This is a genomic window from Gilliamella sp. BG2 (assembly GCF_046635645.1).
GTDB lineage: Bacteria > Pseudomonadota > Gammaproteobacteria > Enterobacterales > Orbaceae > Gilliamella > Gilliamella bombi.
Genome location: NZ_JBIDFF010000003.1, coordinates 45,548 through 58,359, shown reverse-complemented (window position 1 = coordinate 58,359; position 12,812 = coordinate 45,548). Strand labels below are relative to the sequence as shown.

The following is a 12,812-nucleotide window of genomic DNA, read 5'->3' as shown; positions in this document are numbered from 1 at the left end:
TTGATACTATTGGATTGAGGCTAGGCTATGCTATTTGTGCTATTGTTTTATGGACTTTTATTAGAGAAAATAAGTGGAATAATCAAAGCTAACCTTTATAATTAGCTTTTATTTTTATAAAACTGGCAGATATTATATTAATAGTATTTGCCAGTTTTTTATTTTGTTCTTCTAATTTTGAGTTATTTGTGAACTTTTTATAAAGTGTTAATTAAGTGAAAATATGCTTTTTTTAAGGGACTTTTTCATTCAAATAAGATAAATTACTTAAACATTGGTGGAAAATATTTTTGCATTTTAGTATTACTATTTTTTAATAAAAGGCATAATTATGCGTTATAACGAACCACAAATGTTGACGTCAATTTTGACACAAGCCTCTTCTCTGTCTAAGATTCAAGATAGAACTAATGCATTATGCTCTTTAGCTAAAGTTGTTTATGATTTATTGCCTTCACCATTAAATCAACAATGCCGAGTTGCTAACTATCGCCAAAGTGTGTTGATTTTAGAGGTTAGCTCAGCTTGTTGGTTAACTAGATTGAAATATGAACAAAGCAATTTAATTTCTGAAATACGAAAAATTATTTTACCATCCTTATCTTCTATTCAATATCAGATTAATCCAGATATTTCAGTGAGGTGGTCACAGAGCAATTATCAAAGTGATAAGTCATCTTTAGCTTCAAGTGTGATGACACAAAAAAGCGCAATGTTTCTATCTGCATTAGCAGAAAATGCACCAGACAAGTTAAAAAAACAATTGATAAAACTTGCTAACCATGCAAAATAAGCGCTGATAATTAGTCTTCAATTTTATAAAATTATATATCTTAAAGATATAAGGAGTGAATAATGGATAAAGGTATGCTTACTTATCTTATAATTGGATTTGTGATTGGTTTTATTATTTGTTTCATTTTTATTAGTGTTATTAGTCCTAAGGCACGTAAATATGCCAAAGTTAAACAAGAGTTAGATCAAACAAAAGATGAATTAATAGCCCAAAAACAAATGATTGCTAAACATTTTTCACATAGTGCAGAAATATTGGATAATATGGCTAAAGATTTTCGTCGCCTTTATCAACATATGGCAGAAAACTCCAGTCAATTTATGGATAGTGGTAATATTCAATCTTTAGATTTTGATTCAAATACAGATTCTAACGAAACAAAAGAAATTACGCTTGATAAGCAGCCTAGAGATTATTCTGATGATTCTTCAGGTTTATTTAAAACGGATGAAAATAAATCTTAACCAATGATTTTATTCTCCGTTACTTAATATTCAAGCAATTTTATAGAGTGTAAATTTTTGTAAAAGCGAGAGTTCTGAGATGATTAATTCATTAAAACAACAAAAAAAATTATTAAGTATTTTAGCTTTAAGTTTAGGAATAAGTTTATCTGTACTTCCGAATACTTATGCAGCTTTTCCTCCTGCCTCAACCGATAATAATACGCAACTGCCAAGTTTGGCGCCTATGCTTGAAACTGTATTACCATCAGTTGTTAGTATTAAAGTTGAAGGAACAGCTCAAATGCAAAATAATATGCCAGAAGAATTTAGACGTTTTTTTGGTTATCCAGATAGCCAATCAAGGGCGTTTACAGGTTTAGGTTCTGGTGTGATTATTGATGCAGAAAAAGGCTATGTTGTTACGAATAATCATGTTATTGATGGTGCTGATAAAATTACGGTTGCTCTAAACGATGGGCATGAATTTAAAGCAAAACTAATCGGTAAGGATCCACAAAGTGATATAGCATTACTTAAAATCGATGATGCCAAAAAATTAACAGCTATTAAATTAGCAGATTCTGATAATTTACGTGTTGGTGATTATGCTGTTGCTATTGGTAATCCATTTGGCATTGGTCAAACTGTTACTTCAGGGATTATTTCAGCTTTAGCTCGTAGTGGACTTAATATGAATGGTTTTGAAAACTTCATTCAAACAGATGCTTCAATTAACCAAGGTAACTCTGGTGGGGCACTTGTGAATTTAAATGGTGAGCTTGTTGGTATAAATACCGCAATTATTGCTCCAAGTGGTGGTAATGTAGGGATAGGATTTGCAATTCCTAGTAACATGGTAAAAAGTTTAACTTCTCAGCTTATAGAATTTGGTGAAGTAAAACGTGGCGTGCTTGGTATCAAAGGTAATGAATTGACATCGGATATAGCAAAAGCGTTTGATGTTGATGTTCAAAAAGGAGCCTTTGTTAGTGAAGTTATTGAGAATTCAGCCGCACAAGCAGCAGGAATTAAATCTGGCGATATTATTGTCTCGATGGATGGTAAACCAGTTGATAGTTTTGCTGAACTACGTGCAAAAATTGCGACAACTGGAGCAGGGCGAACTGTTAAGCTAGGTTTAATTCGAGATGGCAAAACAATATCTGTCGATGTAAAACTAAAAAATAGCGACGAGACAACAACGGATGCGAAATCGCTACATTCTGCTCTTGATGGTGCAACGCTTAGCAATGGTGAAATTAAAGGCCAAAAAGGTGTTTTAATAGAAAGTATTGCTAAAAATTCGCCTGCGTCTCGACTCAGTTTGCAAGAGGGAGATCTTATTACTGGAGTTAATAAAGAACGAGTAACTAATATTGCAGATCTTAGAAAAATTATTGATAGTCACCCATCAGTAATTGCATTAAATATAATTCGTGGCGATAGTCGTTTATATTTAATTTTACGATAATTAGTCATTTTTTATATCGTCGATGCTTTAGCATCGACGAAAACTTTAATTTTAACCTTTATATAGATGTGTTAAAATCTTCATTATTCTTCCCATTACAATTCTGAAACTAATGCTCAAAAAAATTCTATGGCCAATATTAATTGGAACGGTTTTAGCTATTGTGTTATTGATTATTTTTCCTTCTTTACAAAAAGGAAACCAATCAAATTTTCCAACTTCAATTTTTCATGATGATCCATTAAGTTTTTCTAGTGCTGTTAAAACTGCAGCCCCTGCAGTAGTTAATATTTATAGCCGCTCAATTAATTCTTTTTCTCAGGAATCACAAGATAGTCCAATAACTCCGCTCGGTTCTGGAGTAATTATGAATGGGAATGGGTATATTGTTACTAATTATCATGTAGTTGAAGATGCAGAACAAATTATCGTCGCATTGCAAGATGGACGAATATTTGAAGCTTTATCTGTAGGCTCAGATAAACTTGTTGATTTAGCAGTATTAAAAATAGAGGCTTCAAATATCCCCACTATATTGATAAATCCTCAACGCGAACCTAAAATTGGTGATGTCGTATTAGCCATAGGGAACCCTTACAATATAGGGCAAACTATTACACAAGGTATTATCAGTGCTACAGGTCGTGATGGATTGAGCCCATACAGAAGGCAAAATTTTATTCAAACTGATGCATCAATAAATCATGGCAATTCAGGTGGAGCGCTAGTAAATAGCAAAGGTGAATTAATGGGAATTAATACTCTTACCTTTGCAAAAAATCTAGGCAATGATATTCCTGAAGGAATTGGATTTGCTATCCCAACTGCATTAGCAGTTAAAATCATGAATAAATTAATTCGCGATGGAAAAGTTATTAGAGGATATATAGGAATTGATGGATTAGAATTTGCACCAACTCAAAATCCAAGTGATATGCCAGTGGTGTTAGGTATTTTAGTCACCAGAGCGGAAGGTCCTTCATTACAAGCGGGAATACAAGCTAATGATATTCTGATTATGGTAGATAATAAACCTGTTAAATCAATTGTTGAAACAATGGATCAAATAGCTGAGTTGAAACCTGGTACAATTGTCCCCATTATAGTTCAGCGAAATGGGGAAAAGATTGAACTGCAATTAACAATAGGTCAATTACCTGTTTAATTGTTCTTTTATTTCTTGATTAACTCGACTATTGGCCGTATAATCTGCTGTCTTATCATGTTTTTTTAACACTCGTATGGTGTATAGATTTTGCTTTTATGGCCATTTATATAGCGATACGAAAAACTTTAGAGGTTTATTATGAAAGAAGGTATTCATCCAGAATATACTGCAATTACAGCAACTTGTTCTTGTGGTAACGTTATTAAAACTCATTCTACTGTTGGTCATGATATTCATCTTGACGTATGTGGTGAATGTCACCCATTCTATACAGGTAAACAACGTGATGTTGCAACTGGTGGACGTGTAGATAAGTTCAAACAACGTTTTGCTATGGTTGGCGGTAAAAAATAATTTTTCGGAAAACCATGTCCCAAAATTAATAATAATAGAAAAGGCGCATAAGCGCCTTTTGTTTTTCAAAATTAGTTTTTTAGTTAATAATCAATCAAAATCGGGATTAATACCTAAATCTTGCATCATCTTTTTAGCTTGCTTAGGAATACCGTCTTCACGATCTTTTTGTAAATCATCGTCACAAGGTAAAGGTTGACCGGTATAAGCATGAAGAAAGGCTTCACACAATAATTCACTATTTGTTGCATGACGTAAATTATTGACTTGTCGGCGAGTGCGTTCATCAGTCAATATTTTTAAAACTTTCAACGGAATTGATACTGTAATTTTTTTTACTTGTTCGCTTTTTTTACCATGTTCAGCATAAGGGCTTATATATTCGCCATTCCATTCCATCATCTTGTCACCAAATTACATCACAAATAATGTGGGCAATTCTAACGTTTTTTTTATTTTTCTGCAATCTACACACCAAGATAGTTAGACGTCTAGACATGTTGACGTCCTTATTGAATGTGTTATTCTTATACAATCTGTTGTTGAAGTAAGTAAAGTATTATTTAGAGGAATATTATTATGGTTAGTCAAACCAACAATTTAAGCCAAGGAACAATAGCTGTTCGTGGTGGGATTAATACTGATGAGCAATATGGTAGTGTTGTACCTGTTATTACACCATCTACTTGTTATCGTTATGAAGAATTTGCAAAACCAAGAAAGTTTGATTATGCACGAAAAGCTAATCCTAGTCGGCGATTAGTGGAAGAAACTGTTGCGAAATTAGAAGGTGGTGCAGATGCTATTTTAACAAACTGTGGCATGTCAGCAATTCATCTTATCAGTGTTGCTTTATTAGCGCCAAATGACTTAGTTGTTGCTCCTCATGATTGTTATGGCGGCAGCTATCGACTTTTTAATAGTCTAAGCCAAAAAGGCTATTTTAAAGTGAAATTTGTTGATCAGTCCGATGCAATAGCTTTACAAGAAGCACTTAATTTACATCCTAAATTAGTATTGATTGAAACACCAAGTAACCCATTACTTCGTGTTGTTGATATCAAGAAAATAGCCCAACAAGCACATGATGTTGGATCTTTGGTTTTAGTAGATAATACATTTATGACGCCAATTTTACAAAAACCGTTGGAGCTTGGTGCTGATATAGTCAGCCATTCTTGTACCAAATTTTTAAATGGGCATTCGGATTTATTAGCGGGAATTTTAGTCTTCAAAGACCAACAGCTTGCTACAGATGTTTTATGGTGGGCCAACAATATTGGTACGCTTACTTCATCATTTGATAGTTATCTTTTATTGCGTGGGTTACGAACTCTTGCTGCACGTGTTAATTTGCAACAAGAAAATGCCCAAAAAGTTGTTGAGTTTCTTGTTAATCACCCAAAAATAGCAAAAGTATTTCATCCCTCTTTACCATCTAATCTTGGGCATGATATTGCTAAAGAACAACAAAAAGGGTTTGGCTCGTTACTAAGTTTTGAACTGGTTGGAAATGCCGATGTAATGCCTAAGTTTTTAAAAGCGCTTAAAATTATTACATTAGCTCAATCACTTGGTGGCGTTGAGAGTCTTGTCTGCCACCCAGCAACAATGACACATTCAGGTATTAGTGCAGAAGCACGAAAAACAGCGGGTATTTCAGATCAGCTATTACGTATTTCAGTTGGTTTAGAAGATATTACTGATTTACTAGCTGATTTACAGCAGGCACTTGAAACAATCTAATTGAATTTTTAGATTAAAAAAGGATTGATGATATAATGCTGTAATGTTATTTCATCAACCTATTATTTGCACTTTTATTAAAGTGATGTTTTATTCTTTCTGAAATTTTCTATTTTCTTTTTTATCGCGGTAAAAATTTCATCAATTGAATGCCGTTTAGCTCTACCACAAATTTTTGCCTCTTCATTGCAGACCAAACATTGTCTTGGTTGATTTTCGAATTGAGAACGTGACAGGCTATTTTGTGTAACAATGTCAATAACATCAATATCCCACAAACGCCCTAAGGGATGATTATTTTCGACTTCAATACAATATTTTTTAAGGGTTTTAGCTGAACATTTAATTGCTATGATTGCTTCTGAACCAGTAATGTAATGGAAATGATCTTCATTGATTATTGTTATATTGTTTTGTAAAAAACAGAGATGTAAAGCTTTAATTGCTTCGTCAAAAAGATAACGGGCTCCGCTACTGTTTTTTATAGGACCAGGAATAACTATGCTTAATGATATGATTGGATATTTATAGCATGTCATTGCATGCTTTTGGTTTTCAACTCGCTTTTCCTTGGCTAGTAGCATTTGCTCAAGGATAATAGGAGTGCCATCATCAAATTTAATTTGCATTTTTTTCATCAAATAGAAAAGTAATAGCATGACACTTTTACATGTCAGGCTATTACTATATTAATAAAGATTAAAATTAATCTTTAACTTGGCGTACGACATCAATAACAGAGCCATCACGGAAATGTACGATACCAACGATTTTATCATTAAATTCGATTGGTTTTGGTTCACCAGTTAAAGACACAGCACGTTGATAAAGCTCTTCAATGCTCATAATTGGTAGGTTAGCTGCTTTTAAACGTTCAGCAATTTCTGAACGATTAGGGTTAACAGCAATACCATGGTCAGTGACTAGCACATCAACGCTCTCACCAGGAGTAACTAATGTTGTTACCTTTTTAATTACTGTTGGAATACGGCTACGAATGAGTGGCGCAACAACAATTGTTAAGTTTGCACCAGCAGCCGTATCACAGTGACCGCCAGAAGCACCGCGCATTACACCGTCAGAACCAGTTAATACATTAACATTGTAATCAAGGTCGATTTCTAACGCACTTAAAATAACAATATCAAGCTCATCAACACTTGCACCTTTTGAGGCAGGATTTGCATAAACATTAGTTGAAACTTCGATATGATCTTTATTTTTACCTAAAGATTGCCCCGCAGTGCCGTCAAAACTTTGAGTATCTAATAAACGTTTAACTAATCCTTTTTCGTGAAGATCAACAATACTTGCTGTAATACCACCTAAAGCAAATGATGCAGTGATATTTTTCGCACGCATGCGATTTTCAAGGAAACGAGTTGCTGCAGTTGACGATGCACCAGAACCAGTTTGGATTGAAAAACCATCTTTAAAATAACCAGAGTGTTCAATAACATCAGCTGCATAACGAGCGATCATCAGTTCGCGTGGATTGCTAGTTATACGCGCTGCGCCCACACTAATTTTAGTTGGGTCACCCACTTCATCAACTTTAACAATATAATCAACTTGATCTTGGCGAATACTTGCTGGATGGTTAGGATATCCAACAATATCCTCAGTTAATAGTACAACTTTTTTAGCAAATTGCGCATCAACCATAGCATAACCTAGAGCACCACATTGTGATTTTCCTGATACACCATTAGCGTTACCTTGTTCATCAGCGGTTGATACAGCTAAAAATGCGATATCAATGTTAATTTCACCACTTTGGATTAGTTTTACACGTCCACCATGAGAATGGATATGGACTGGGTTTTCCATTAAACCGTGAGAAATCGCATCGGCTAATTTACCACGTAAACCAGAGGTATAAATTTTAGTAATTACACCAGATTCGATATGAGGAATTAACGCTGAGTTACAGCTTAATAAAGAACTTGAAGCTAGCGTCAAATTTTTAATGCCTAAATTACTGATAGTCTCAACAACTTTGTTGATAACCTTATCGCCTTCACGAAATGCATGGTGAAAAGAGATAGTCATTCCATCACGCAATTCACATTTTTTAATTGCTTGCTCAATAGAATCACACAATTTACGCGTGTATTTAGACTCATCTTTTAAATATGGAGTTGTTGCGTTAGCATCAACAAAAGGCTTAATATTCTTGAGATCAGGGTGCTGTTTAAGCAAATCATCAATTTTTTTGTTTATAGAAGTAGTCATTTTTCAATCCTATCAAATTTCTTTACGTACACCAGAATACTTAGCCAACTCGATAACTTTTCTAGCTCGAGCAATAATCGGTGCATCAATCATTTTGCCATTTAGAGAAATAACGCCAAGGCCTTTTCTTTCTCCTTCTTCTGCTGCTTCAACTACTTTTTGAGCATGTTCAACTTCAGCTGCTGTTGGAGCATAAGCATTGTGGAGCAGGTCAATTTGTCTAGGATTAATGAGCGATTTACCGTTGTAACCTAATTTTTTGATTAAGCTGACTTCTTTCAAGAAACCTTCATCATCATTAACATTAGAGTAAACAACGTCAAAAGCATCAATTTTAGCCACACGTGCTGCATGCAATACTGCACAGCGAGCATAGAATAATTCTGTACCATCGCCACGTTCAGTTTGCATATCAACAAGATAGTCAAATGCAGCTAGCGCAATACCGATTAAACGTGGAGAAGATTTAGCGATAGAAACGGCATTAACAACACCTTGAGCAGATTCGATTGCAGCCATTAATTTAGTGCTACCAACTTCACGCCCACACTCTTTTTCGATTCTTTCAACATGGGCTTCTAACTCATGAATATCTTCAGCACAGTTAGTCATAGGTAAACGTACTACATCAACACCCGCTCGTACAACTGCTTCAAGGTCTTTTAGACCAAATGGAGTATCAAGCGCATTGATTCGTACTACTGTTTCAATTCCGTGCTCTTTATAAACAGGAAGAAGTAAAGTTTGTGCGACTAATAAACGCGCTGAATCTTTTTCCTTAATTGAAACGGCATCTTCAAGATCGAACATGATTGAATCAGGCTTATAAACAAACGAAGTTGATAACATAGCGGCGTTTGCACCTGGAAGAAATAGCATACTTCGACGTAATTTTTTCATAGTAATTTACTCCAATCTAAGTTTTCTTCTTCTGCGCCACGTAAAACTGCACATTGAACTCTAGCTTTAATAGCGCAATCAAGTGCACCTTTATCATCAATAATGATTAAACCGTCGGTTACATTAAGCTCATTTAAAGTTTGATTAACAACCGCACGGATTTGATCGCCAAATTGTTTATTAACATCACTATTAATAACAATTTCAATTCCCGTGTTTGGCATGACTTTGACTAACAAATCGCTAGATTCAAGAGTCCCCGCCATGGCTTCTTTTTGTATTTTCATTTTTTTACCTTTTAAAACGTATTAAATTTTAAATTTATCCAAATTAGCTGAAAGGTAATCCCATGTAGTAGATGGAACTAGTTTTTTTACCTCTTCATACTGCCCTGATGCCAATAATTTTCTTACTAATGAAGCTGATACAATAGTATCACCTTCGGTTATTCGTTGAACTTCAACAAAGGTAATTGCGGAGTGATTACTAACTGCTTTATCTTCAAGCCAATAAGACATCGCTTCATTATAAGCCTTCGTTACTTCGTCATAGGGTTCAGTTCCAACAAATCGATAGTTAATATTAAGCGCTGGAGCAATATAATTTCGGAATATAAGCAGATCGATACCCATATAGGCCTGATCGATTTTTGTCTTATCTTTTAGAAAATAAGTTGGAAATGTTGCTCTTGAAATAATATAAGGAGAACTTGCATGTACCGTCACATTTTGTATCTGTTTAGTACCATCTTTAACTAACTTCAAACGTGTATCAAATGAAAATAGCGATGCATTTTCATTGACAACAAAAACATGCAACCAATCACATTGACTTGCAGCATATTGAATAAGATATTGATGGCCTTTAGTGAAAGGATTAGCATTCATAACAATGCTACCAATTTTGCTCCCTTCTTTTTGTTGCGTGCTTAGTTGTTTACAATATTGCCTTATTCCAACTGGATTGTTTTCCATTAGGACAACAAGATCTGTTATTTCAACAATAGGATAAAACCCACATCCCTTAAAAAAATCTATATTTTCGGGTTTTGTATATAGAAAAAGATGAAAATAGCCGTTTTCATTGGCATATTTTATTACATGATCCATCAAGGTTAGATTTAGTTGATTGCCACGATAATTAGGATCAATAGCAACACATTTAATAATATTGCGATCAATACCTGCACAAGCAATAATTTGTTCATTGATTTTAGCTACCATAAAAACAGTAACTTGTGAATCCAGATCAAGATCAGAGCGAGATAGCAACTGTTTAACTTCTTTATAATCTTGTTCTGCTTTAGAAATATCAACAACGGCATAATCAACTAAATCGTACATAAATTTACCTCTATTCAGCTACTACATAATTAGTTAGTCGACCAATTCCTGTAATTTCGACTTCAATTGTATCGCCATCTTTCATAAATACTGGAGGATTACGTTTTTTACCAACTCCACCTGGTGATCCAGTAAGAATAACATCACCTGGAGATAAACGTGTAAAAGTACTAATATAAGAAATTAATTCAGGCACAGTATGCACAAGATTTTTAACTGAATCATGTTGCATTTGCTCGCCATTTAAATAAGTAGTTAAAGATAATACTTTTGGATCAGGAATTTCATCGCTTGTTGTAATACATGGACCGAAAGCACCAGTGCTAGGCCAGTTTTTACCTGCGGTAAACCAAGTATATTGCCAGTCGCGAATAGAACCATCCATATAACAGCTATAGCCAGCTACATATGATAACGCATCTTCTTGCTTAATGCGAAAACCAGCTTTACCTATAATAATAGCTAATTCTCCTTCATAATCCAACTCATTAGTAATAGCTGGTTTAATAATGTTGGTTTTATGACCTGTTTGAGAATCAGGGAAACGAACAAAAAGCGTTGGTGCTGAACTGGTTTCATTAAATTCTGCTCGTTTTTCGGCATAGTTCATACCAACACACAAGATTTTATTTGGATTTGGAATAACGGGTAAATAAGTAATGTCTTGTTCATCAATGTCACTTGGGGCATTAAGGTAGGTTTTGGCAATAGATAGTCCTTCTTTATCGGCAAGTAGTGATTTTAAATCGGCATATTTATCACCTAATTTTTGCTTTAAATCAACAATACCGTTGTGAGTAAGAAGACCAAAACTTGCTCTACCAGAGACAAGATAACTGACAAGCTTCATGAAAACTCCTTAAAAGCTATTTTGTTAATTGTAAATATTAAATAAAAATGAACAACCTTAGTATAAACCAAGGTTGTTATTTAATATGTAAAATCTATACTAAGAAATTGCCGAGAATAAGTAATGATACTGATACATTAATTGCACCACCAATACGAGTTGCAATTTGTGCAAACGGCATAAGTTCCATACGTTCTGCAGCAGTTAAGATTGCCACGTCACCAGTTCCGCCTTGACCACTTTGACAACAAGAAATAACAGCAGCATCAACAGGATACATACCAAGTTTTTTAGCAACAAAGAAACCAGTAGTAACCAAACTAACAACTGTACAAACAATAACAATTAGGTTTGTGATTGTGAATGCATCTACAATTTTTTCCCAAGGAGTGATAGCAACACCCACCGCAAATAAAATTGGGTAAGTAACAGACGTTTGGAAAAATTTATAAACAACTTGTGACCCACTTAATACTTTAGGTGAAACACCAGATACTAATTTAACAAAAACTGCTGCAAATAGCATTCCTACTGGTGCTGGAATACCAGTCACTTTGTGACCAATCATACCAACCATATAAAGAATAGCTGCTAATAATACACCTGAAGCGAATGTAGTTACATCAATAATCGATTCAGTTTTAGCTGCTTTTTTATCAGCAACTTCATCATCTGCTGGTAATAGTCGACCGTTACCAGTTAAGTGCGGATAAGCTTTACCAATACGATTTAAAATACCACCACAAATAATACCAGTTAAACCACCTAACATTACGATTGGTAAAACACGACCAAGCGCATCACCTTGTTCCATACCTAAGATTGAAGCGTACCCGATTGAAAGTGGAATTGCACCTTCACCAACACCACCAGCCATAATAGGTAATACTAAGAAGAAAAATGTTTCAAATGGTGTTAAACCAAGTAAATAACCAACGCCGACACCAACAAGCATACCAACGATTTCACCACATACCATTGGGCCGAAGATTTTTAAGAATCCTTGGATAAGTGTTTTCTTATCCATATTCATAATACTACCCACGATGATACAACAGATATATAAATAAAGAATATGTGTATCTTTATAGAATTTTTTTGTTGCAACAACGACTGGTTCAGGAAGAATACCATAATAAACTAATGCAGATGGAATAAAGGTTGCACAAATTGCGGCAGCTCCCATTTTTCCAACGATCGGCAAACGTTTACCAATTTCGCCACATAGAAAACCAAAAAAAGCACAAGTAACTACCATTACAACGATTTCGCTAGGTAATTTACCTGTTACTAACACTTCAGCGAAAATAAGAATACCTGCGATAATAAATAATGGAAGTGGGATAACACCAATTTTGTAGTTATCCATCAGACGCCACCAATTATATGGCCAACCTGTTAGATTTTCTGTAACAGTCTTACCCGTTGATTCTTTTCCATTAATGTTTTTCTCAGATGAGTTAAAATTCACCATTAATTTTTTTCTCCAAAATAAGTTGATTT

The 12,812-nt window shown here is 34.5% G+C and carries 13 protein-coding genes and 1 pseudogene; 6 read left to right on the top strand and 8 right to left on the bottom strand.

The features are described from left to right. The first annotated feature begins 331 nt into the window (after nt 1-331). The 5 genes from ACGH6Q_RS02175 (at nt 332) to rpmE (ending at nt 4,235) form a co-directional block, all read left to right on the top strand. The gene (locus ACGH6Q_RS02175) at nt 332-793 is read left to right on the top strand and encodes a DUF721 domain-containing protein (RefSeq protein WP_411591675.1); all 462 of its coding nucleotides are present in this window, start codon (nt 332-334) and stop codon (nt 791-793) included. Nucleotides 794-855: 62 nt separating this feature from the next. Next, the gene (locus ACGH6Q_RS02170) at nt 856-1,260 is read left to right on the top strand and encodes a YhcB family protein (protein ID WP_065561406.1); all 405 of its coding nucleotides are present in this window, start codon (nt 856-858) and stop codon (nt 1,258-1,260) included. A 79-nt stretch (nt 1,261-1,339) separates the two neighbouring features. Further along, on the top strand, nt 1,340-2,713 hold the full coding sequence (locus tag ACGH6Q_RS02165) for a Do family serine endopeptidase (RefSeq protein ID WP_065609090.1): 1,374 nt from the start codon (nt 1,340-1,342) through the stop codon (nt 2,711-2,713). Nucleotides 2,714-2,825: 112 nt separating this feature from the next. Beyond that, a complete protein-coding gene (gene degS, locus ACGH6Q_RS02160; RefSeq protein ID WP_174798672.1) occupies nt 2,826-3,878 on the top strand; it encodes an outer membrane-stress sensor serine endopeptidase DegS in 1,053 nt (350 codons plus the stop codon). 141 nt (nt 3,879-4,019) lie between these two features. Continuing rightward, on the top strand, nt 4,020-4,235 hold the full coding sequence (gene rpmE, locus ACGH6Q_RS02155; protein ID WP_034914396.1) for a 50S ribosomal protein L31: 216 nt from the start codon (nt 4,020-4,022) through the stop codon (nt 4,233-4,235). A 90-nt stretch (nt 4,236-4,325) separates the two neighbouring features. Here the strand turns inward: rpmE and metJ are convergent, their stop codons facing one another. Beyond that, entirely contained in the window at nt 4,326-4,637 is a 312-nt protein-coding gene (gene metJ, locus ACGH6Q_RS02150) for a met regulon transcriptional regulator MetJ (protein ID WP_034914400.1), read from the bottom strand. Between the two features lie 177 nt (nt 4,638-4,814). Here metJ and metB point away from each other — a divergent pair, with 177 nt between their 5' ends. Further along, nucleotides 4,815-5,981, top strand: a complete 1,167-nt coding sequence (gene metB / locus ACGH6Q_RS02145; protein ID WP_174798671.1) for a cystathionine gamma-synthase — start codon at nt 4,815-4,817, stop codon at nt 5,979-5,981. Between the two features lie 77 nt (nt 5,982-6,058). Here metB and citX read toward each other — a convergent pair whose 3' ends face one another. The 7 genes and pseudogenes from citX to ACGH6Q_RS02110 form a co-directional block, all read right to left on the bottom strand. Further along, nucleotides 6,059-6,610 carry a citrate lyase holo-[acyl-carrier protein] synthase gene (citX, locus tag ACGH6Q_RS02140; RefSeq protein ID WP_411591672.1) on the bottom strand — a complete coding sequence of 184 codons (552 nt, stop codon included), beginning with the start codon at nt 6,608-6,610 and terminating at the stop codon, nt 6,059-6,061. A gap of 76 nt (nt 6,611-6,686) precedes the next feature. Continuing rightward, a complete protein-coding gene (citF, locus tag ACGH6Q_RS02135; RefSeq protein ID WP_411591670.1) occupies nt 6,687-8,216 on the bottom strand; it encodes a citrate lyase subunit alpha in 1,530 nt (509 codons plus the stop codon). A gap of 12 nt (nt 8,217-8,228) precedes the next feature. Next, nucleotides 8,229-9,116: a citrate (pro-3S)-lyase subunit beta gene (gene citE, locus ACGH6Q_RS02130; protein ID WP_034914409.1), complete on the bottom strand. Its 888-nt coding sequence runs from the start codon at nt 9,114-9,116 to the stop codon at nt 8,229-8,231. Continuing rightward, nucleotides 9,113-9,403, bottom strand: coding sequence for a citrate lyase acyl carrier protein (citD, locus tag ACGH6Q_RS02125; RefSeq protein WP_065589424.1), 291 nt, complete (start codon nt 9,401-9,403; stop codon nt 9,113-9,115). Before citD ends, citE begins: the two co-directional genes overlap by 4 nt. A gap of 21 nt (nt 9,404-9,424) precedes the next feature. After that, nucleotides 9,425-10,459 (bottom strand): [citrate (pro-3S)-lyase] ligase, encoded by a 1,035-nt coding sequence (gene citC, locus ACGH6Q_RS02120; RefSeq protein WP_411591668.1) that lies wholly within the window; start codon nt 10,457-10,459, stop codon nt 9,425-9,427. Nucleotides 10,460-10,469: 10 nt separating this feature from the next. Next, nucleotides 10,470-11,309, bottom strand: a complete 840-nt coding sequence (locus ACGH6Q_RS02115) for a fumarylacetoacetate hydrolase family protein (RefSeq protein WP_065589426.1) — start codon at nt 11,307-11,309, stop codon at nt 10,470-10,472. A gap of 94 nt (nt 11,310-11,403) precedes the next feature. Beyond that, nucleotides 11,404-12,690, bottom strand: a pseudogene (locus ACGH6Q_RS02110) (2-hydroxycarboxylate transporter family protein); the annotation flags it as partial. Nucleotides 12,691-12,812 lie beyond the last annotated feature (122 nt).